Source organism: Shewanella abyssi, from assembly GCF_023284025.1.
Taxonomy (GTDB): domain Bacteria; phylum Pseudomonadota; class Gammaproteobacteria; order Enterobacterales; family Shewanellaceae; genus Shewanella; species Shewanella abyssi.
In genome coordinates this window covers 113,311-133,059 of the sequence record NZ_JAKIKR010000006.1, presented here as the reverse complement: position 1 = coordinate 133,059, position 19,749 = coordinate 113,311, and the positions used below count along the sequence as shown (strand labels likewise).

21 protein-coding genes and 1 pseudogene are annotated in these 19,749 nt (G+C 46.6%); 1 reads left to right on the top strand and 21 read right to left on the bottom strand.

Annotated features, from left to right (window positions below):
- The 19 genes and pseudogenes from L2755_RS04755 to L2755_RS04670 form a co-directional block, all read right to left on the bottom strand.
- Nucleotides 1-195 (bottom strand): annotated as a pseudogene (locus L2755_RS04755) (hypothetical protein); the annotation flags it as partial.
- 51 nt (nucleotides 196-246) lie between these two features.
- On the bottom strand, nucleotides 247-2,727 hold the full coding sequence (locus tag L2755_RS04750) for a hypothetical protein (protein WP_248979595.1): 2,481 nt from the start codon (nucleotides 2,725-2,727) through the stop codon (nucleotides 247-249).
- A gap of 7 nt (nucleotides 2,728-2,734) precedes the next feature.
- On the bottom strand, nucleotides 2,735-3,106 hold the full coding sequence (locus L2755_RS04745) for a hypothetical protein (RefSeq protein ID WP_248979594.1): 372 nt from the start codon (nucleotides 3,104-3,106) through the stop codon (nucleotides 2,735-2,737).
- A 31-nt stretch (nucleotides 3,107-3,137) separates the two neighbouring features.
- Nucleotides 3,138-6,620, bottom strand: coding sequence for a tape measure protein (locus L2755_RS04740; RefSeq protein ID WP_248979593.1), 3,483 nt, complete (start codon nucleotides 6,618-6,620; stop codon nucleotides 3,138-3,140).
- Between the two features lie 93 nt (nucleotides 6,621-6,713).
- The gene (locus tag L2755_RS04735; RefSeq protein WP_248979592.1) at nucleotides 6,714-7,433 is read right to left on the bottom strand and encodes a phage tail tube protein; all 720 of its coding nucleotides are present in this window, start codon (nucleotides 7,431-7,433) and stop codon (nucleotides 6,714-6,716) included.
- A complete protein-coding gene (locus L2755_RS04730) occupies nucleotides 7,430-7,861 on the bottom strand; it encodes a hypothetical protein (RefSeq protein ID WP_248979591.1) in 432 nt (143 codons plus the stop codon). The genes L2755_RS04735 and L2755_RS04730 overlap by 4 nt, the downstream gene beginning before the upstream one ends.
- A gap of 35 nt (nucleotides 7,862-7,896) precedes the next feature.
- Nucleotides 7,897-8,463, bottom strand: a complete 567-nt coding sequence (locus L2755_RS04725) for a hypothetical protein (RefSeq protein ID WP_248979590.1) — start codon at nucleotides 8,461-8,463, stop codon at nucleotides 7,897-7,899.
- A gap of 20 nt (nucleotides 8,464-8,483) precedes the next feature.
- The gene (locus L2755_RS04720; protein WP_248979589.1) at nucleotides 8,484-8,804 is read right to left on the bottom strand and encodes a hypothetical protein; all 321 of its coding nucleotides are present in this window, start codon (nucleotides 8,802-8,804) and stop codon (nucleotides 8,484-8,486) included.
- Nucleotides 8,797-9,117 (bottom strand): DUF2190 family protein, encoded by a 321-nt coding sequence (locus L2755_RS04715; RefSeq protein ID WP_248979588.1) that lies wholly within the window; start codon nucleotides 9,115-9,117, stop codon nucleotides 8,797-8,799. The genes L2755_RS04720 and L2755_RS04715 overlap by 8 nt, the downstream gene beginning before the upstream one ends.
- Nucleotides 9,118-9,216: 99 nt before the next feature.
- Nucleotides 9,217-11,319, bottom strand: a complete 2,103-nt coding sequence (locus L2755_RS04710; RefSeq protein ID WP_248979587.1) for a ClpP-like prohead protease/major capsid protein fusion protein — start codon at nucleotides 11,317-11,319, stop codon at nucleotides 9,217-9,219.
- Nucleotides 11,216-12,790: a phage portal protein gene (locus tag L2755_RS04705; RefSeq protein WP_248979586.1), complete on the bottom strand. Its 1,575-nt coding sequence runs from the start codon at nucleotides 12,788-12,790 to the stop codon at nucleotides 11,216-11,218. Before L2755_RS04705 ends, L2755_RS04710 begins: the two co-directional genes overlap by 104 nt.
- Nucleotides 12,791-12,816: 26 nt before the next feature.
- Nucleotides 12,817-13,020, bottom strand: coding sequence for a DUF6148 family protein (locus L2755_RS04700; protein WP_248979585.1), 204 nt, complete (start codon nucleotides 13,018-13,020; stop codon nucleotides 12,817-12,819).
- Nucleotides 13,017-15,017: a phage terminase large subunit family protein gene (locus tag L2755_RS04695; protein WP_248979584.1), complete on the bottom strand. Its 2,001-nt coding sequence runs from the start codon at nucleotides 15,015-15,017 to the stop codon at nucleotides 13,017-13,019. The genes L2755_RS04700 and L2755_RS04695 overlap by 4 nt, the downstream gene beginning before the upstream one ends.
- Nucleotides 14,992-15,522, bottom strand: coding sequence for a terminase small subunit (locus tag L2755_RS04690; RefSeq protein WP_202285088.1), 531 nt, complete (start codon nucleotides 15,520-15,522; stop codon nucleotides 14,992-14,994). Before L2755_RS04690 ends, L2755_RS04695 begins: the two co-directional genes overlap by 26 nt.
- A 25-nt stretch (nucleotides 15,523-15,547) precedes the next feature.
- A complete protein-coding gene (locus L2755_RS04685; protein WP_202285089.1) occupies nucleotides 15,548-15,793 on the bottom strand; it encodes an HP1 family phage holin in 246 nt (81 codons plus the stop codon).
- Nucleotides 15,783-15,983 (bottom strand): Rz1-like lysis system protein LysC, encoded by a 201-nt coding sequence (lysC, locus tag L2755_RS22360; RefSeq protein ID WP_428847775.1) that lies wholly within the window; start codon nucleotides 15,981-15,983, stop codon nucleotides 15,783-15,785. Before lysC ends, L2755_RS04685 begins: the two co-directional genes overlap by 11 nt.
- Complete coding sequence (locus tag L2755_RS04680; protein WP_248979583.1) at nucleotides 15,901-16,416, bottom strand: hypothetical protein; 516 nt, start codon at nucleotides 16,414-16,416, stop codon at nucleotides 15,901-15,903. The genes lysC and L2755_RS04680 overlap by 83 nt, the downstream gene beginning before the upstream one ends.
- Nucleotides 16,394-16,894, bottom strand: a complete 501-nt coding sequence (locus tag L2755_RS04675) for a lysozyme (protein ID WP_248979582.1) — start codon at nucleotides 16,892-16,894, stop codon at nucleotides 16,394-16,396. The genes L2755_RS04680 and L2755_RS04675 overlap by 23 nt, the downstream gene beginning before the upstream one ends.
- Nucleotides 16,895-17,232: 338 nt before the next feature.
- Nucleotides 17,233-17,646 carry a thermonuclease family protein gene (locus L2755_RS04670; RefSeq protein ID WP_248979581.1) on the bottom strand — a complete coding sequence of 138 codons (414 nt, stop codon included), beginning with the start codon at nucleotides 17,644-17,646 and terminating at the stop codon, nucleotides 17,233-17,235.
- A gap of 204 nt (nucleotides 17,647-17,850) precedes the next feature.
- On the opposite strand from L2755_RS04670, the gene L2755_RS04665 reads away from it, so the two are divergent.
- A complete protein-coding gene (locus tag L2755_RS04665; RefSeq protein WP_248979580.1) occupies nucleotides 17,851-18,798 on the top strand; it encodes an HNH endonuclease in 948 nt (315 codons plus the stop codon).
- A 371-nt stretch (nucleotides 18,799-19,169) separates the two neighbouring features.
- Here L2755_RS04665 and L2755_RS04660 read toward each other — a convergent pair whose 3' ends face one another.
- The gene (locus L2755_RS04660) at nucleotides 19,170-19,526 is read right to left on the bottom strand and encodes a hypothetical protein (RefSeq protein ID WP_248979579.1); all 357 of its coding nucleotides are present in this window, start codon (nucleotides 19,524-19,526) and stop codon (nucleotides 19,170-19,172) included.
- Nucleotides 19,516-19,734 (bottom strand): helix-turn-helix domain-containing protein, encoded by a 219-nt coding sequence (locus L2755_RS04655; RefSeq protein WP_248979578.1) that lies wholly within the window; start codon nucleotides 19,732-19,734, stop codon nucleotides 19,516-19,518. Before L2755_RS04655 ends, L2755_RS04660 begins: the two co-directional genes overlap by 11 nt.
- Between the last annotated feature and the right edge of the window lie 15 nt (nucleotides 19,735-19,749).

Genomic DNA, 19,749 nt, shown 5'->3' with positions numbered 1-19,749 from the left:
GGTTGAATTTCTAAATGCAACTTTCAAGTTGGCTGGATCATCAAAAGCTAGTGACCAGCCTAACCCCTCTTTTTCACCATAACCTTCAATCAAACATTTTTTTAAAAGACTTATAATATCGGACATCCGAGTATCCCTTACCACTGTTGGAGCCCCCTCATCATCCCAACGATAAATTCTGGCTGGTAATCCCATGTTTAAAATCCTTATTTTAATTAACTAAATTAGACTGACTATTAAATGTTTCTATGATTCATTACCACGGAACGAAAGTACCGCTTTATCGGTGGTGACTTGGCTATGGCCTGCTTGCACCGTTCTTAATGCCATTACCGGCTGAGCTGAGGCGATAGTCTCAAACCGCAGCGCTTCGCCTGCACTCCAGCCGCCCCCGAATGCCGCAGCTCGAATGATAAAGAACGGGCTATTAGTGAGAGGGTTAATCGGGGCAAAGTCGTTTATGGTGTCACCTGTGGCTATTTGTCCAAGACGTTGACCAATGCATCTAAACGCACTTTCTGAGGTGAACAGTAATACCCACTCTTCGTTGACGGCGGTGTCATTGCTGACTTCAATTGGAAAATCGACGCTGTTGAGATTTCCCGTTGCGGGTGCGCCGTCTAACGCCCAATTGTTAGACCAGGCGGTCATATCGCGAACGGGACCAACTCGGGCTTGCAAGTCGCCTAAAATCTGCACGCTGGCCACGGTCGAGTTGATTGGGTACTCTTGAGTTAACTCGTTTGAAAGCAGTAATTCAGCATCGTTAACCACGGCGACCAAGGCCAATTCGCCAATGGTATCGCTGAGGACAAATGGCGCGGTAAAACCGCTAAAGTCACTGTTTAACGTTACCATGCCCGCCTCTTTGTTTACCGTGAAATGTTCATCGGTTGGCGTCCAAAGGCTAGCGCCATTGGCATCGGTAATATCAGTAAAACGCGCCCCTGCACGAATGTTTTTGCTTTGCCCTACTGCAGGGGCTGAAATGGGTTGGTATTGAGTATGCTGCAGCGCAACCGTTCCCCATTGCCGATAAATATCAACAATGCCCTCATTGGGAATACGCAGCGGATTTAAACCATAGATTTCGGCAGGCGGTAGCTGCCGATATTGCTCGGTAATGTCATAGCGCAAGGTCGTTAAGTCCACTGCGTTAGTAAAAAGCAGCTCAACTAAGCCGTTGGTGATGGTGCCGCTAATACCTGCGCCAGTCACTACGCCGTTGTTATCTGCACTCGCGCTAACAATGGCCCTATCTGATATGCGCTCAACTTGCAGATAGAAGGTGTTTAGCTTGGGTTCGTTTGCTGAAAGTTGAAATGATACTGTGGTGTCACCTGCGGCCACTACGCTACTAGACTCAACTAACCCCGCATAAGTCAGAGTGAACGTGCCACGGCTAACATTGTGCTTAGTTATATCACCAGTGATGTAATCGACGGTGGCTAACAGCTCAACGCCATCATATAGCTTGCCTGTGGTTTCACCTGCGCGCTCATACACCTCTTGGCTTGGATAGTTACTATCATCGAACACCACCGCGCCTTTAATGGTACCAACCGTTAATTGTTTCTCACTGGGGAACGCTGCACTGCTTTGGTAAATCGCGTAACGGTAAGATGATTTGTAACGCAGAGTGATATTGTCGTTAATGTGCGTATGAGCAAATGAAGTAAGCGTGACTGTAATGTTCCCCACGCCGATGGTGACGGACTGCACTTGATTCGAACTTCTAAAGCTCCCTGTTGGCAGCAATGAAATAGCGATTAAGCCATCAGGATCATCTAATACATCAGGGGTGGTAAATACGTAACTAAAAGTGCCCTCAATACTCGGTTGGGTTAGTGTTTTATCAAACACTTGGCTGGCTGTAAGATCACCGCCATCTTCACTACCGCCTGTGATGGTATTACCCGGCTTAGGGACTTCGGTGATGATAGCGGGTAACAGTGACGCTTTAGTGCTATCAACCGCCACGCTTTTAGCCGAGGCCGCTGCCGTTAGTCTTGCTACACCGTGAAATACCAACGGTGAAACGGCATTAACAAAGCGCAATTTAGTACAGCGACTTTCACCGTTCACGCCTTGGTTTGGATCTGGGGTTGCAAAAGGGATAGCAGGCTCAAAGCGAACGCCTCCCGAGTGACTGGCAGTGCTGGCTGTTGCTGACACCACTTTACAAAAATGCGTTTTACGCGGCCATTCACCCACTTCATTACCAGAATATTCGACACTGATCGCGATAACAGTACCGGGGCTTAATGTGGTGGTTTTCCAATATTCACGGCCATTAAACAAGGTGCTTGATTGCAAATAGTCGGCTGAAAACGAATTTTGATTAAGCAAAAAGCCCGGTCCTCCATCACGAATTAATCGACCACTTGTCACGCCTGACTCAATGATCTCTTTCATGTCAGTCATTCTATCGGCGTCTGTTAGCAAGTCAGATTCAACCAACATTAAGGACACCAGCGGATCACTTGGCGGCTCGCTAATAAAGATATGGCCATCGAGCAAGGTACTGGTGTTGTTAGTATCGAGTGCCGGATAACACTTGGCGATATCGATAGCCGATTGTGCATGGTCAATATCAGAGATTGCGCTAAACAGTTCATTGAGCTTGCCTGATTCAATCGCATTTTTAGTGCGTAAGCCGCCAGCCTCATCGCTTGAACCAAGTAGCTCGGGTTTAAACACTTTTAAATCGTTACGGGTAATTGTCATAGTTTGCTCACACTGTTAAAAATCGTAATACCACGTTAGTGACCAGGTCAAAGCCACTGACTTGATCAAACAAGTCAATGCCGCTCACCGCATCGCCGCTGTTATCCCAAATCACTTGCATAGTTTCGTTATCAAGTTTTAAGGTAAATGCAGTTAACACTGTGGCGTTATGCTGTTGTAGCGCTTCAAAATCTGCTCTATCTAAGCCGCTATCTTTAGTACCGAGTTCAATGGGTAAGCCCGATGGTATCAGCGTTTGATTAACAATTAGCGCGCCGTTACTGGCTCGCTTAGAGTTAGCCAACACCTTTTTTTGGTTGTTGCGATTTAACCAAATAAGCTGCTGCAATTTGGGTTGAATGGTGTCAATGACTTGCATGAAAACCTCGGCGTTAACTCGATGTGTAGGCTTACGCCCCTAATTGCTGCTGTCTCTCTATTTCAGCCATCAATTCAGCCAAAATGGTTTTTTTAGTCTGTGTGTCAAACTGCTTATTTCCCACCTGCAGCACTAACACTGCCGAGGTGGTTGAATTTTGCGTAGGCGTAATGGGTACGGGCGGAGGGGCACTATATGAGGTTGCCGGCTCACTTGGTTGACTGGTCTTGCTTGCTTGGGCGTTTTGCTCTGCAGTTACCTGCTCGGCACTGGATTTATTAGCATTTTCTTGGGCCTTAAACTCGTCCATCTTCATCTGATGCACTCGCTTTAAGATCTGTTCAGACTCTAACAAGTCGGCAATCATATTCTTATCACCGCTGATCTGAGCCTGCTTAAGTTGCTCTTTCAGCTCAGCTAACTGGCGATCATACTCGCGTTGCTCGATAGCTTTATCGTTCCCCTGCAGGCTATCGAGCTCGTCTTTCAGTGATGAGAGAGTGTCTTGCGCACTACCGCGTAGCGCATCCATCTTATCTGTAGCGCTATCAATAGCAGATGTGAGGGTCCCCATATCTTGCTCATTCACCAACTCTAGCGATTCAGCCGCTCTTTCGGCTTTGCGAACCAGCTCAATACTGGCTCCGCCGGTGGCCTCTAACGCCTCTACGAGTTCAAGCAGCTCCATTCGTTGTCGTTGGTAAGCCGCCTCAGTTTTCTTTCCTGCGATTTCAGCTTTGCGGGCAAAGGTACTTATGCCAGTAAAATCGATGGATTTTGCGAGCACATTCTCCAGATCTCTAATTTCGTTAGTGAGACTTTTATATTGCTGTGTCGCTTTTTCTAACTCGCTCGAATCATCAAGTAGTTTATTTTGATGATAAAGCATGTTTTTAAAGTAAACCGTAGCCCCTTCGCTTAACTCAGCAATACCATCGGTTATCCCTTTTAAATAGGCGGTGAAAAACTCAGCGACCCCAGACAGAGCTGTGCCAGCCTGTTCTGCGCTTTTTGTCACCATTCCTACGGTATTCTCTATCGTAGTACCGTAACCTGTTGTCGCATCTGCCGACTTTTGGATGCTTTGCTGGGTTTGATCCATGTTTTGCTGGGTTTGATTGTCAAAGTCGGCCTGTGTCTCTTTCAGCCTTTGATACTGTTCTATGACTTGCTGCAGATCACCAGATAAGCCAAGGGCGGCGGCTTGCTGGCGAATACTAGCATCGACTTGGGTATCACTTGCTGCAGCGGCCTCAACTGCAGCCTCTGCATATTTTAAGAATGCTTGGTTTAGTTCGTAAGTTGAAACAACGCCATCTTTAGCGCCTTGCTTAACTTGCTTAAACGTTTTACGGGCTGAGGCCTCTTGCTCTTTGAGTATTTTGATGGTTTCAATGCCAGCCTTAGACATTGTCAGTTGCAGCGCTTTGATACTTGCAGCTTGTTTGTCTTGGGCGCTGATAACCTTGGTAACGGACTTAACTTGCTCATCTGCTGACTTATCAGCATTGGCAGACATTTTGCTATATGCTTTGGTCGCTGCTTGCTCAACTTCGCCAGTTATCTGCTGCCAGGCAGCGCGAACGTCTTTACCATCTTGCTCAACTTGCGCCACATACGCATCGCTAATGATCTGCAGCGCCGCAGCGGCTTCACGCGCATTGGCAGCTAATTGATCTGCACCAATAAACTCATGCAGCTTGGCAAAACCCTCCATCATCTGCGCTAGCGACAACGTCACCGCAGCCGCTAAAGTAGAGACTCCCGCGCTTATACCATTCCAAAACAGACGAATACCACCAGAAATGACATTGAGTGCAGTGGTAAAAGCAGTAATGTTCTCAAGTACTGCCTTAAGACTAGAGCCAGAGTCGCGGATCATCGCTGAAAAGAATTGGCTTATATCTTCTGCTGCGGATTTTATTTTTCCGTCTTGATTGAGCTGATCAAACTGAGAATTTAAGTCTTTAAGAAAATCAATCGCCACCTGGTACACACCAGAATCGGCAATAATGCGCTTAAACTCTTCAAACTTATTTGAGATAAGATTAATTTGACCGCTGAGTCTATCGAGGCTTTTCGACGCTTGGCCGTTGGCCTGTTTACCCATTTCATCATACAGCGCTTTTATTGTCTCTCGGCCTAGCTGACCACTGGCACTTAACTTTTGCAGCTGCGTAACGTTTTTACCGGTGACCTTTTCAAGCAAGTCCCATACTGGAACGCCACGTTCAACCAACTGCAAGATCTCTTCGCCCTGCAGCTTTTGCTTAGCCCATGCTTGGCCAACGGCAAGAATAATGCCCTCAAGCTTTTCTTGGCTACCGCCTAATCGCGCATTGTAATCAACCATCGACTGCAATGAGCCGTTCATTGGGTCAATACCAAAAGTCTTTAACGCTGAGAAGGCATTTTGCACACTTTCAAGCTTGGTCCCGGTATTGTTAGCAAACTCTTTAATCCAAGCCACTGCCTGCTCGCCACTGGCAATCGAGCCCATCATCGCAGTCATTTTCACAGAAAATGACTGCGCATCATCACCCGCGGTCAGAATGCCTTTTAGGCTTTCCCATAGCCTATCAACACCAATATATGCCCCTGCCATCGCCACCAGTGATCCCGTCGCTGATTTGATGCTACCGCTAAAGTCATTGGCTGATTTTTTTGACTCGGTTAGTAATTTGTCATGGCGGGAAAGTTGCTTATTAACGCTTGATAGCGCGGTTTGTGCTGCAGCCTGTTGCTGTTTTAGCTCTTTACTGGCATCGGCCAGCTTATCCATCGAGTAGCCGGCTTTGGTGAGCTTATTGGTTTGCTGCTCGAGTTCGGTTTTGTTTTTACTCAGGCTTGTCGCTAGCTTATTGAGCTCACTACGAGCATGTTTTACTTTTAGTGTGTAGTCGGCTTTTTTACGGGCAGCTTCATCGGAGGCTACTGCAATCTCAACTAATTCACGGCGCTGGCTATCTAGCGCAGTAGATAACTGCTTGGCACTCTGGGCGGTTGAGGTTTGCGCTTGCTCTAGTTGCTTTAGATCCGTACTGGCTTTGCTTAATGCTATGGCCTGTTCTTTACTGGCCTGACTGCCCTTTTTCTGTTCCGTCGATAACTTATCAACACTGGCTTTAGCCGATAATATTTGTTGTTCATACTGCGCCAATTGTACCTTGGCTTGCTTATATTCTTGCTCCGTTTTATCAGTTTGAGAGGACGCCGCTTTATGGGCTGTATCGAGCTTTTTAACAGCCGAAATAGCCTGTTTTTGCTCTTTAACTAGCTTATCTAGCGCTACGCTGTTGTCACCATAGGCTTTCTCGCCCTTACCAATGGAGCGTGTCAGCTCATCGATTGCACCAATTGAGCCCTGTAGATCTTCGAGCTCCTGTAGCCGCTCGCTTAAGGTTTCACTTTGCTGGGCTAAACCCGCTAGTGCCTGTTCTGATTTCTTCGCCTCAGATGAAAAAAGGTCTTTACCCTTGATGACCAAATTGATGACTTGATCTTTAAAGCTCATCTAAAACGCTCCTTTGCTGGCTTAATAAAAAGGCCGTTACCACCTTTAAGCGGTAACGACCTTGAGTTGCAGACCTACACTATTAATGAGTAATTAGGCCGCGCTACGTACAAAGAACTTTGACTTACCCGAGGCAACAATATTCGAATCAGCAAGCACGCCGCCCTCGATATCGAATGAACCAAAGTCATCACCAATCAAATCTAAGCCTGATGTAGGGCTAGGCTTCCACTTGTAAAACTTAAGTGTCCACGGCTTACCGGTAGCATCGTTCACACCGTCAATCACTACTTTTAGCTCTTTGCCTGACTCAACTAAAGCTTGCAGAGCATTACCGGCTTTTGAGGTGTAACTCACTTTTAATACTTGATCCGCTGTGATGTTGCCGCTGCTTAATGGACGAATACCGCCAGCACTGACAACATAATCGACATTCACATCAAAAGTCGTTGCATCATCATCGCTCTTAACCACTGGCGCAATCGCCAGATCAATCATTTTGTTGGTATCACATAAACCATCAAGCACTGCAGTGAGCACCTCATCGGTAATAGCTTCTGCGGTGACAACATCTACCTTTCCGCGCAAAGCTAACGCCATATTAGCGTTGCTAAAGTCATTCATTGTTAACGATAACTTTACCGCCTTAACTTTAGTCACTTCGGCAGCGTTACCGCCGCCACCACGATAATTAGGCAAGGACTTAGTTTCTTGCTCAATGTCTATTTTAACGCCAGAGGCATTACCTACATCGCGGCCATCCGCATACACAATGCCAGAGCCAATATAGCTCTCGGTTACGGTTTCGCTCATAGTTGTTCTCCAAATTCTACGGTTTGAGTTATTGAGAGGGTGATCACCGCTAAGCCATGTTTTTCATGGGCTTCGGGCATAATGTATTTACAAGGTTCACTCTCTTTAAAGCCGATAAGCGCAACACCTTTAAGCCAATCAGGTTTACTAATGTCACGTTGATCTTTATAAAAAGAGCTTCTTATATTTCGCACTAGGTTTATTAGATCCGCTGTTGGGGTTTCGGTCCGACTAAGCGTTACCCCCGCAACAATTTGTAGCGCCAAGTCATCACGGTATTTATCGCGGCCATTTACCGCACTGAACCCATCGGTGTAGGGCTGCAAGAAGATAAAACACTGCTCTTTTGCTAAACCTTGAGCATAGAAACCCTCGCGCACAGTCGCGCCGTCAACCATTTTTAAACGGCTTAAAATAGCGTTAATCATGATGTTTACTCGTTATTGGAGGTTTATGGCGAGGTTCATTTAACTTGCTGGTTATAGCGTTTACGCAAGTGCGCAATAATTGGCGCTTCCAGATCAACACGCATGTAAGCAAAGCTATGACCCACTGATGGACCATATAAGGCTTTAACACCTTGAGCTTTAGCCTCTTTAAAACTGCGCCAACTGTTATCGCCCTGCCTACGGGAGTACATCACCTGATTACCGTTTTTACCGATAAAGGTAAACGCCCCTTTAAACCAAGTTGGTTGATTGCGAATTGACCTCACAACCTGGCCGCTATTGACGCGCTGCGAACGCTTGCCAACTCGATACTTTGGCGTTGCAAAACGCGTTAGTGAGCTTGGCCGATAGCGAGCGGTAATATGGGCGGTTAAGGTTTTAGGATTAATGCTAAGGCTAAAGTTTTGTTCAATATACGATTTTGATTTAAAGCCATACTTACTGTAAATCTCATCAATGGCTAACTGCTTACCAAATGCAGCCGTATCACTAACCGCTCTGGCAATCGCCGGCGCTTGCGCCTGACGCATGCGCTTAAGCTCTTTGGTTACAGCAGCAAAACCCGTAGTATCAAGCCACATAATGCCCACCGACTAACCCGCTAGAACTCGATATAAACAAAGCTCACCGTTATTTCATCAGTTTCATACAGCTGAGTGAGCACGTACTGTTGGCCGGCTAACTCAAAACGGTCATCACAGTTCACGCTACCATCAGCTTTTAAAAACTCAGCAAGCTTAACCGCTTCGACTACATACTCTGAACTGTCGTCACGCTGGGCTTGCTGCAGGTTAACGCCGCGATCAAATGGTGGTTTGCCTGAATGACTAATAAACTGGCAAGGCGTCGCCAGCTTATTAAAGGCTCGCCCGAGCTTACGAACAAACCTTTGGTTAGCAGCGTGAGTTGCCACGCTAGGCATTCACTTTTACCCATACGGTAAGCGATGGGTTACCAGCCGCGGCCCATGCTTTACCCGCTAAGGTGTTACCCGATGCCGTTGAGGTAATATTGCCATCAGCCTTTAAATACACCTGTGTGCCTTGGCCGATATCATCAGCCTCAACTTTTGCCAGCTCAAATACACCCGTGGTGACAAAGGTGCCCTCGGTATCTGCCGCTACATTACCCAACGCTATAGCAACAAGCTTACCAATTAGCGTCGGTGCACCGCTTGCAACATCAGCGGTCGGCGTATGGTCGATAGTGTTGCCGTCACAAATATGATTATTCATTGCGTTATTCCTAAATCAAGATTGAAAGATACAAATGAAAAACCGCCCTTGTGCGTTAAACACAAAGAGCGGTTTTAATTGTTGATTGATAATTGTTTTTTACGCTGGCTTACCCGTAGATTTGGCTAGGCCGCGGTGATCAAGCGGTGCCACACCCGCATCGATGCGAACCTTAGTCGCCACACCATCGATACTAAAGCCATCTTGCTGCTCAATATAAGGCGTATCGATACCGTCGAGATAAGCGACTTCAATCGTGTCACGGCCCTGCCCGGCAGCAAGGTAATACTCTTCTTTACTATGCTGGCCAAGACGCGCCTCAGAGATAACTTCGGCAAAATCTTGAATGGGGTTAGCAATGCCAGCATTCACATCGGCACCTTTAACAGAGCTTGATTTGATGATCTGCGTAATAGAGCGCTTAAGGTTTGGCGGCACTAGCACAAACTCAGGCATGATATTAAGTGCACGAGGATGCTTGCCACCCGTTGTTTGGCTCTCCATCAACTCAGCCAATGCGCTTAACGAGTCAACGCCTGGTGCGCCCGTACCTAAGTTGCCATGAGCAGCGTGAAATAGCGCTTTACCGTCGCCCATATTCGGGTTTTTGGTTAAAATAGCGTAAACCAGATCGGCAACAGTGGCTTTAGCCGCAGAGCCCATCTTCATCGGGATAGAGGTGAGCATATCCATATCATCGTTAATGATGCACTGGCGAGTAATTGAGAAAATCTCGCCGTAAGTGGCCAGCGCAATATCTGTTCCGTGATCACCCAAGGTGACATACTTATATTCAGCTCCGGCGCGCACTTCGCGCAAGCTGCCAAGTTCATCAAGCCCAACACGCTTAGAGACTTTAAAGTCGCCAAGCTGACCCTTCTTGGTCCAGCGTTCAAATGTTTCTTGTGCGGTTTCCCAGCCTAACAACACTGACTTATTCGCCACATCAAGCAAGATATTGCCGAAATCAGATGAATCATGGGTAAATGCTAAGCCCACCATCTGCATTTGGTTTAGGCCAGCAATGCCAATACCGCGATCTTGCAGTGATGCACGCGCTAACTCTTTTAAGTTATAACTGGCATAGCCGTTATCAGCTTGGCGTTCACCATGACCCGCCTTAGCCATCAAATGTGCGCTAATCGAGTCGCCAACTAAGTTACCGTTACCAACGTGAATGATAGCGCTTTGTGGTTGTGCCCCTGCTGGAGCTGTGCCTTGGCCAAGTGATGCTAGGATTTTATCTTTAGCAGACTCGGCGTTAATCGTTGCATCAGCAATGCAGCTGTTTTTTAGTTCCCCCAGTTGCGGGAACGCATTGAACGCGGCATTAATACCGTCAATCCGTTCTTTGTTCATGGTAGCTGCAGCCGCGGTAATATCCGCTTGTGACGGCGGGTGAATAGCAGCTGGTGCCGATGCTGGCGCAGGAGTTGCGGCAACGGGTGTTGTTGCACTAGGCGCATTGCCTTGCGGTGCAAACAGATTTTTTAGAGCTTCAGGCATATTGGTAAAATCCTTAAGTCGTTTTGAGCTTAGTGATGCTGCCATCTGCAGCGGATCGGTTACGGTATCGGCAAAGCCCTGTTCGAGCGCTTCGCGGCCAGTGAGCCATGTTTCACTAGCAAGTAAAGAGTGCAGTTCATCATCGCTAAGCCCTGTTTTTTGAGCATAAGCACCAACAAGATTGCTCTCAACTTTATCAAGCAGATCGGCATACTTGCGCATATCATCAGCATCGCCCAAAGTGCCGCCCCACGGCTTATGCACCATCATCATCGCGTTTTCAGGCATAACGACCTCATCAAACGCCATAGCAATAACCGAGGCCATTGATGCTGCAAGCCCATCGATACGACATACCTTTTGCGCGGGATGCCCCTTAATGATGTTGTATATCGCCATCCCCTCAAACACATCACCTCCGGGGCTATGGATGCGAGCGGTAATAGATGACACTTTGCCAAGTGCTTGAAGATCACGAGCAAACTGCTTAGCCGTTACCCCCCAACCACCAATTTCATCGTAAATCATGATCTCGGCGTGGCCGTTCTGCGCTTTTAACTCATACCAATTTTTATTGGGTACTGACTCGTTATTAATTGCCGGACTCGCCATCCCTTGCGGCGCGATCAGCACGCTGTTGACGGCGAGCGCGGCGAGCGTTGTTGCTAGCATTTTGCTTTGTGCTATTTTCTTCACTGTTAGATTCTCCAAGTGTGGGATCGGGGTCGTTATCGGTGACCATTTGATGTTCGCGGTTGTATTCCACCTCGCGTTTACGCTGGCGTTTTACTTCCGCAGGGTTACGGCCACGAGCGCGAGCCCACTCAGCCTCAGTTGCTGCATTACCGGCTATCATCGCCTCCCAACCTTGCGCTTCTTTGCGCGGGTCAATCCACGGCATAGTGGGACCGTAATACACAGCATCGAACAGGGTGTTTATATCAAGATCATCAGGCAGTATTAGCGGATCAACCTTGTTTAGCTGCTCCATCTTGAGCCAGTTACGAAAAACAGGCCGCGACCAACCAGCACAGAACCATTGCTGCATGATGCGGTTTGATTCGTCCTGCTCAACAAGCTCTTGCCGCTGGCTTGAGTAGCTGCCCTTATAATCACGCGATATCGATGAATAGCTGCCACGGGTACCAGCAGCTGCAGCTTTTAGCTGACCGTTACGAAAATCGACTAAATGAACGTTGGGGCGATTAGACTCTAAGGTGTCGATATCTTCACCAGGCGCTAATGTGGTGGTCATGCCTGGACTAAATTTAATATCTTGAGTTTTAGAACCGCCCAAATCATACGATTCAGGAGAACCACGCTTGATCACAAAGGCTAGTGCTGCCGATATTCTTGCCGCGACTCGCTCTGATTCTTCATAATCTTTAATATCGCCAAGACGGGTCATAATGCCGTGAAACATGCTAATGCCGCGCAGTTGATGTAGGCGCTTAAACAAGCCTAAGTGCAGCATCTTTGATTTTGCGATTGCTTTAGTTTTATGCCGAAACCCTTGCTTGTCTGCGGGGTGATCAAGCAACACATGCACGTTAACCACCTGCCCCCAAGCGTTAACCTCTAACCCTTGGCGAATACGCTTAGCCACATCGTTTAACTCAAACGGCACAAAGTCAGGCTCCAACGCCTCAATTGAATAGGGAGTGCCTTGCTCGTTAGGGTGAATAAGCTTCGGCACTCGGCCTAATATGTGCTGACCGAACACCTCACCATCACGTAAAGCGGTGCGCAGTGCTAAGCGCTCAAGTTCTGGGCGCGAATAACGGCTGGTGACATCGGGCTTTAATGACCAGTTACCAAAGCGGCGCTGTAGCTCATTGGCAAGATCATCGAGAATATTGCCCTCTAGATCACGGGGCTGCGGCTCAACTACAATCCCTTGGGCCCCAATTACTCGCTCTTCCATTCGGTCGAGTATGCCAATGCTTAAATCGTGGTTTTCATCAAGCCAGCGCGCTTGCTCACGCAGGCTTTTACCTGCAGCGAATACCGCTTGATTAGCACCACGGGCTTCTTTGTTAGCCTTGTGAGTTCGGCTTGCTTTTGCCGCCTCATAGCCTTTTATGGAGTCGTAGCTTTGCCTTGCGGCCTCTCGACTTAACGCCCACTTAGGCGATACTTGGGCGATAGCGTTATTTAACCAGCTCATGAATATTCCTTAACCGCAAACTATGATTAAAACTGCGCTTGGCCAAAGCCAGCATTCGGGCTTGAGTACGCATTTAAGCGGCGCTCCCACTCTTTACGCCCCGCTATAATTGCGGGCAGATCTTCACTGCCCATGGTTTTGCCGTTAACTGTCACGGTTTTACCGTCTAATACATCAAGCTCTGCCGCGATGTAGGCATCTATCATTTTTTGTGCGAGCGCTTGGCTCATAGCCAACCTCCTGTGCCCGTGTCACCAAGCCAACTATTTGTTGAGTCGCTGCGTGATTCTGAATGGGCTTTAATTGACTCGGATTGAGCCGTTTGTTGTTCAGTGTCGTTGGCGGCAACCGTGGTTTTAGCCAGTTGCTCTAAGTCGATCCCAAAGCGCTCTTGTGCGATGTAAAGCGCGGCCATCGCATACACTAGGCAATCGAGTGATTCATTGCGGCGTTTGCCAGCATCCCAGCGATACACAATGCGACCATTACGGCGCACAGGAATTTTGCGCTCAGCCGTTAACTGCTGCAGTTCTGCATCGTCACAAATAGACTTGTTTAGCGGCAGATGAATGGCACCAGGCTTACGAACATGAGGATCTGGCGCGATACGTAGCATCGACATGATCAACTCTTTGGCGTTGTCGGTACCGACCTCAGTCAAATACACGCCTTTACGATTTTTCTTTCTGGGGAAATTGGCAATAGGTTTGCCGTAGACGTTTGCGCCTTGAATGGGGATCACTTTCATTACCCCAAGCTTTTTACTCATTGAGTAAACGGTATCGGTGTAATGGCCTTGCGAGTCCCAAGCTACTATGCCCAGATCCAAACGAACGCCATCGGCGCGAATATAGCTTTTTTGCAATCGCTCACTGACTTTATCGAGTAGCACTTGGCTTGCAGGGTCGCCGTTAAGAATGAATCTATCGACTAAGCAGCACTCTTTACCTGCCCCCCATCCCCAAACGCGCCCTTCATAGCGATCATCTTGGGTATCGATACCGGCCGTTAAGTAAACCACCCATTCGGGTAGCTTGTTATCAGGGTACATTTCGCGGCGTCTTGCGAGATCTTCCCACTCTAAGCGCTCGCCATTATCTTCATCCCAAGGCAAGCCCAGCTTGGTATTAACAAAGGTTTGCATCTTCTCGCGATCACCTTTGGCTTTGTAAAACTCGGTAACCAGCTTTGCCCAGCTATTTAGCGAGTTGTAACCCGACCAAACATGAATTGAGATATTGGCAGGCGTGGTGATATCGTTGCCATCAGCATCATAAAAATCGATGTAGTTAACAGTACGAACCCCGGTGTTTTCACAGATCCACACGGCGCGGGCATCAAGCTCCATATCATCGAGTTGATTATTTTCAATACAGCATGCGCAATGCTCACAAAGATAATAGGCAGTGCTTGGGTCTTGATTACCTTGGCTATCCCGCAGCCACTTAATACCAAAAGGCTCCTCTGCCCCGCCCCAACGTAGCTGTTGCAGCTCGTCGCAGTGTGGACAAGGTAGATTAAACTTGAAAAAGTGCGGGCTTTCGCTGCAAGCCTTTTCGATCTGGCAAGTACCGAGTATTTTTGGCGTTGAGCCCCTAATAGATTTAGGAAACATCGACAATTCAACACGAGTGTCACCCAATGATGTTGCGTTACCCTCATGCTCGATGGACTCATCAAAGCCCGCCAATTCATCATAAGTCACATCGTCGGTTGATATTTCACGGTAGTTCGCCGCGGCGGTACCACCGCGAACCATCAGGGTTTTGCCGTTACTGAATATTTTGTCTTCAAGCGTGCTGTCTTTATGCTTGCGACCGAGCCAAGGGGCCAATTTACGCCAAACGGGAATATCACGGATCGCCGTTTCAACATGCTTTTTCATAAAGGTTTTTGCTTGGCTATCACGCGGCTGATAAATCAGTACGTTGCGCTTTTTGTGCTCAACCTTATAAGCGCTATTTGCCATCAGCATTTTGGTATAACCCACACGCGCCGATTTCATTAAATTCAGCGTGGTGATCTGGTCATTACCCATGGCATTTAAAATGCCAACCTGAAACGGGAGGCTTTCCCACTTACCCTCGGTGTATGAGGATTCAGAGGACATATAAAAATGCGTGTCGGCGTATTCAGAGCAAGTTAAAATGGGTGGCCGATAGAACGAACGCAAGCCAGTGGTAACGGCGGCTTTCAGATTTTTAATCTGCGCTGCCGATATACTCATCTAATAGATCTCCGATAGTGTCTGCCAACTTTGACACCGTGTTTTGGCTCTTAATCACCTCAGCTTTCATGGCTTCAATGAGCTTGTCTGAAATATCAGGAAACTTACGTTTCATGCGTATATGAATTTGATCGAGCACAGGCGCAATTTGCGCGGCAATACGATTGAGAACAAAGATATTAAAATCAACGTCTACAACTTCTTTACGCTCTTTTTCATTTTTAAGTTCTTGGCCGTCTGCTTGAGCTTTAGTTAATCTATAACGTTCATAATCAATGTTGTTTTGCTTGTCGGGATCATCTGCTGTCGATTCATGCTTGCTGCGCTCATTGCCAACACGATTAGCAACCACATCGCTCATGGTATATAGGCACTCGCGGCCTTTCTTGCTATGAATGGGTACCGTCCACTTGTCGAACGCTTGAGTACTAATTCCAAGGCTGCGACATAAGTCAGTTTTATTCAGTAACAATGGCTCGGTTTTTTGCGCCTTTATTTGAGCCATTCCGCACCTACTTTATTTAAAACAATTATGTTTCTGCCAATTTATCTATCTTGGCTTTAATCAGCTCTTTCTCTAAGTCTTTCACTTCCACATCTCGCCTGTTCTTTTTCGCCTGGTAAACCCAATTGATCACAAAGGTTAACGCCGCAAATAATATGCCTATCCATAGGGCTAACTCATTCACTGAAACGGCTCCTCCTGCAGCGGTAGTGAACGAGGCACTATAGGCCGCAGTTGAAACCGCTTTTTGTGTGGTTGGATCATTTATCATTATGTGACTCCCGCCAATGGCGCAGCCTTACCCAATCAGCCTCGCACTTAGCGAGAACGTTTAGCAGTAACAAGCTGTATTCAAGATGCAAATCGTTAGAAAATTGCTCAGAAGGTGTATTCAACGGTGGCGGTAAGCATTGGCTGATCATTTCCGCTGGCGCTAATACATATTGGGTCTGAGTGGTGATCAGGGTGCGCGCAATAGGCGGCTTGCTTGAGCAAGCGAGTAGCATCAATAGGCATAACAGTATTGGCCCACTTTTTAACAGTCTCATTTGGTGATCCCCGGATCTCATCTAGCAATTTACTTTGATGCCGAAAAGCCACTTCGATAGCCACTTTGGCCTTAGCGTTCTGCTGGTTTAGCTTTGAAACATTTTCAGCCTCAAGCCGCAGCTGTTCCTTTTGAAATTCAATCTGCTTAACTTTGTTGGCGACTGCTTCTAGATCACCGACCAACACCGTATTGGCTAGACTCAAGGTTTCAATTTTGCCAGCCTTAATTGCGACCTCGGCTTGACTAAACTTGAGCGCAGCACCTAACCCAACCAACATGAGGATCAGCAAACCGATAAAATATAAATGGAATGACCCACCCCTAGTGATTAATTTTTGCCACATCAATAAGCTCCCCTAAACAGATTTGACGCTCCGACTCGCGGCGCTTGATTAATCCTGGTAACTTTTTACCCTTGGCATAAACCCAGCGTGGCAATTCATTACAGGCACCAACCCGCTGACCGGCTAATAATTTTGCTCGCAACGTCGAGTCTTTAAACGCCCCAGCTCCCACGTTGTAGATAAAACTCAAATAAGCGGCATGTTCGCCATCGGTCAAAGTGATGGGATACGTTAGCCGCCGCAGCTGCCGATCAAACTGTGACAGATCATCGGCTAAGCTTTCCAAGCACTGTCGCTCGGTGAAAAACTGCCGTGGCTTCAACTCTGGTCCGGTATGGCCATAACAACTGGTGAGCACACCAGCAGGATCAATATACGTTTCTAATACTTGGCCCTCATGCGGAACAACTAAAGTTGCACCACCAAATGCCACTACCGAAGCTAAGCCAAGGGCCATCAGTTTTTGAGAGATATTCATTTGGGACTCACTAAATGAGATAGAGGGCTACTACTTCTGTTTGAATAGGTCTTTTTCGGCCAAAAAAAATGGCTCCTATTAAAGGAGCCATAAAAGGCGATAAAGCATAATCCTACAAACAAGACGTTATGGAGCGTATATAAATCTACCCGTTTTAAAGGGCATTAAAAAGGTAGTATTCGACCGAAAAGCGGTAACAATCGACCTAAAATGTGATGAGGGAATTTAATTAAGGTTTAGTTATCACTTTAGTGATGAGTTGGAAGTGAATAGTTATCGCTTAAGTGATTTGCGATAAGGGGATAAAAACTAAAGCAGGAATTTCTAGATTAGGATAATCAGTTACACCACGATTCACGCTTGCCGCCTACGTATAACCGAGCGTGATTAGCTTCTAGAATCATGTTGGATAGACTCTTACCGTCTAGGTATACATCAGCTATCAATCTGAAATACTTTCCCCTCTGGATATCCTTCAGCTCAATTACTTCAGCCTCTCTTAAGGCTTGCACTGTGAACTGTTTCGCTAATCTTGCTAGCTCCTTTTCTGCTTGGCACTTCCCTCTTAGTTCAGGGGTGTCTATGCCATAGATACGGATCGGTATCCTGCGCCCTACTATGTCAGGCCATTCTTTGATATTTACAGTGAAAGAGTCACCATCATAGATACTAACAACATCAGCATTCGATACCTTGACTGTGGCTGTTACGTTGAATGATAGAAGCACTAAGAACGTTAGAAGTATTTTCATATCCCTTCCTTGGATTAATGTACTTTCTTAAGGATAGTTCTAAAACAAAGTTACATAGCCAAAAGACCTAATCAAGGTCCACTAATCTTGAATGGCTTAGTCAATTTTGTTCGTTTAAGATAACATCTAGTATTCAATCATTTCAGTACAGAAATAAGTTGATTTGATTACGTCCCTACTTCTACGAAATTAACGAGGCCATGAATGCGCTACTGGTGGGTAAATCACAAACAAACACATCGAGAGGAAATCGACGGTGGGTACATCTGGTCGCCAAAAAAGAACGCTAATGGCGCCAATAACAACAGTTATAATAATATGCCAAAAACATCTGTTGGCGATATCGTGTTCTCATTTGCTTTTGCAGAGATTCGAGCGATAGGTGAAGTAGTTGATTCTTGCGCATCAGCATCAAAGCCAAGCGAGTTTGGAAGTAAAGGCGATAATTGGAACAACGAAGGCTGGTTAGTCAAAGTTAAATGGAAAATGATTGATATACCATTTAGAGCAAAAGATCATATAGCTCAAATCCGACCACTACTTGCGAGTAAGTATGCCCCAATTCAGCAAAATGGTAACGGAAACCAAAGTTGCTACTTAGCGAGTATTACTGACGAACTAGCTCTACTGCTTTATTCCTTAGCAGGCCAAAAGAATAAAACTAAAATCGACGTCGATGCGGAAGAAATACTAAGAGATAAGCAAGAGAACACAATTGTTCAGCAGATAGAACAAGATATATCTTTAATGCAGACAGAGAAAGAACAGCTGATAAAGTCACGCAGAGGGCAAGGTAAGTATCGGCGCAACTTAGAGTTATTGGAGTCAAAATGTCGTGTTACAGGCTTAGATGACAAGCGATTTTTAGTTGCTAGCCACAGTAAACCATGGCGTAACTCTAATAACCTAGAAAAGCTAGATGGCTATAACGGTTTTCTGTTTTCTCCTCATATTGACCGCCTTTATGATCGAGGGTGGATATCATTTTCCGATAATGGCGAGTTACTGATTATAGAACCACATATCCGCAATATCCTTAAGGCCTGGGGTGTTCCCTACCCTTTCAATATAGGTTCATTTACCTACCAACAAAAAATCTACCTTGCATACCATAGGGAGTTTGTTTTCAAATCCACCTTGCCACAAAATTAGCTTTAGTAAATCAAATTAGAGTGTAATTTAGCGATCGCTAACGGATGAGTTACAAGACCTCCTCACCAAATGCTCACGATATTGCATGTGAGAATCTAAATTATTCTATAAAGGATCGCTAAGTTGGTATGTTAGATCACAATGTAATCGGCTACTAAACCAGTATCGAAAACGATTAAAACTTTAACAAAATCAGTTGCGAGCTAACAAATTAGTTAGTTGAATTCAGCAAGGGTTAGATCGCAACCATTAAAACAACAACCAACCCTAAGAAAAACTCATATGTAGTGAAGCACTGCGCGTCCCCGCCCCCGCAGTGTCTCGAGTCAGAAGGACCCGTTCTTTTTTTCACCTGTTTAAAATCCATACTATCAACACGTTAGTGCTATCTCAGCACGCCTCAACCAATACAAAAATGTCTTCTCGGTATCAAATCCCATCAATGGCCACTGTCCTTTGCAGATGTATTGCGCCCGTAACGCTCGGCGACAATCGTGTGCCAGGCAATAGACTTTCATGTCATAACGATTGATGTGATCAGGCGGTATATGATCGCGGGTACCGCCACACCCTCTCGGCGTGAACGGTTCACTTAAGCGGTCGCAAGCGCTACGACTTGCATAGCCCTGCCCTTGTTCTTGGCTAGCCCAATAACGCCCCCAAGCTTTTAACTCTACGCGTAGCTGCTTGATGTTCATCATGGGCTCAATCGGTAAATCATGCTGCATGGCTGGCGACCTCCGTCACTTTGGCTAACGGCATGTGGAATACCTGCTCACAAATCGCTGACAGATCATCGTATGAAACCGATGTATTGCCCCGTTCCCAATTGCGATAAGTTTTAGCGCTTACACCATATGTCTGAGCCACTTCATCTTGGGTAAACCCTCTCAGCATACGAGCCGTTCTCAGTAAATCAGCGCCACGTTTAGCCATTAAATCCCCCAAAAC

Excerpts from the sequence above, each read along its gene's own strand:
- L2755_RS04750 (WP_248979595.1), bottom strand. The coding sequence starts at position 2,727 with ATGACAATTACCCGTAACGATTTAAAAGTGTTTAAACCCGAGCTACTT.
- L2755_RS04745 (WP_248979594.1), bottom strand. The coding sequence starts at position 3,106 with ATGCAAGTCATTGACACCATTCAACCCAAATTGCAGCAGCTTATTTGG.
- L2755_RS04740 (WP_248979593.1), bottom strand. The coding sequence starts at position 6,620 with ATGAGCTTTAAAGATCAAGTCATCAATTTGGTCATCAAGGGTAAAGAC.
- L2755_RS04735 (WP_248979592.1), bottom strand. The coding sequence starts at position 7,433 with ATGAGCGAAACCGTAACCGAGAGCTATATTGGCTCTGGCATTGTGTAT.
- L2755_RS04730 (WP_248979591.1), bottom strand. The coding sequence starts at position 7,861 with ATGATTAACGCTATTTTAAGCCGTTTAAAAATGGTTGACGGCGCGACT.
- L2755_RS04725 (WP_248979590.1), bottom strand. The coding sequence starts at position 8,463 with ATGTGGCTTGATACTACGGGTTTTGCTGCTGTAACCAAAGAGCTTAAG.
- L2755_RS04720 (WP_248979589.1), bottom strand. The coding sequence starts at position 8,804 with ATGCCTAGCGTGGCAACTCACGCTGCTAACCAAAGGTTTGTTCGTAAG.
- L2755_RS04715 (WP_248979588.1), bottom strand. The coding sequence starts at position 9,117 with ATGAATAATCATATTTGTGACGGCAACACTATCGACCATACGCCGACC.
- L2755_RS04705 (WP_248979586.1), bottom strand. The coding sequence starts at position 12,790 with ATGAGCTGGTTAAATAACGCTATCGCCCAAGTATCGCCTAAGTGGGCG.
- L2755_RS04700 (WP_248979585.1), bottom strand. The coding sequence starts at position 13,020 with ATGAGCCAAGCGCTCGCACAAAAAATGATAGATGCCTACATCGCGGCA.
- L2755_RS04695 (WP_248979584.1), bottom strand. The coding sequence starts at position 15,017 with ATGAGTATATCGGCAGCGCAGATTAAAAATCTGAAAGCCGCCGTTACC.
- L2755_RS04690 (WP_202285088.1), bottom strand. The coding sequence starts at position 15,522 with ATGGCTCAAATAAAGGCGCAAAAAACCGAGCCATTGTTACTGAATAAA.
- L2755_RS04685 (WP_202285089.1), bottom strand. The coding sequence starts at position 15,793 with ATGATAAATGATCCAACCACACAAAAAGCGGTTTCAACTGCGGCCTAT.
- L2755_RS04680 (WP_248979583.1), bottom strand. The coding sequence starts at position 16,416 with ATGTGGCAAAAATTAATCACTAGGGGTGGGTCATTCCATTTATATTTT.
- L2755_RS04675 (WP_248979582.1), bottom strand. The coding sequence starts at position 16,894 with ATGAATATCTCTCAAAAACTGATGGCCCTTGGCTTAGCTTCGGTAGTG.
- L2755_RS04670 (WP_248979581.1), bottom strand. The coding sequence starts at position 17,646 with ATGAAAATACTTCTAACGTTCTTAGTGCTTCTATCATTCAACGTAACA.
- L2755_RS04665 (WP_248979580.1), top strand. The coding sequence starts at position 17,851 with ATGCGCTACTGGTGGGTAAATCACAAACAAACACATCGAGAGGAAATC.
- L2755_RS04660 (WP_248979579.1), bottom strand. The coding sequence starts at position 19,526 with ATGCAGCATGATTTACCGATTGAGCCCATGATGAACATCAAGCAGCTA.
- L2755_RS04655 (WP_248979578.1), bottom strand. The coding sequence starts at position 19,734 with ATGGCTAAACGTGGCGCTGATTTACTGAGAACGGCTCGTATGCTGAGA.